This window comes from Mameliella sp. CS4 (genome assembly GCF_019392335.1).
GTDB lineage: Bacteria > Pseudomonadota > Alphaproteobacteria > Rhodobacterales > Rhodobacteraceae > Antarctobacter.
Genome location: NZ_JAHXRQ010000274.1, coordinates 1 through 240, shown reverse-complemented (window position 1 = coordinate 240; position 240 = coordinate 1). Strand labels below are relative to the sequence as shown.

The window sequence follows — 240 nt, the reverse complement described above, 5'->3', positions numbered from 1 at the left end:
CGGCGATCGACTGACCGGTGGCCGAGACCGAGTTCACGAACCGGATGTCGACGTGTGTGTAGGCGATCGTCAGGTTCGTGCCCGGCGCGAGGTTGGCCGTGGCCTCGGCCTCGAAGCCCGTCGAGCGCACGGCGCCGCCGGCGGTCTGGAACGCGAGGTTGCCCGCGTCGGGGATCAGGATGTTCGACTGGTTGATGTCGAAGCCGGCGAACGCCGTCTGGATATTGGTGCCGGGGATCA

The 240-nt window shown here is 67.5% G+C and carries 1 protein-coding gene; it reads right to left on the bottom strand.

What is annotated here, in order from left to right:
• Positions 1 to 240, bottom strand: a 240-nt coding sequence (locus KZZ07_RS27370) for a TonB-dependent receptor (protein WP_219520193.1), incomplete at both ends; no start/stop codon positions are given.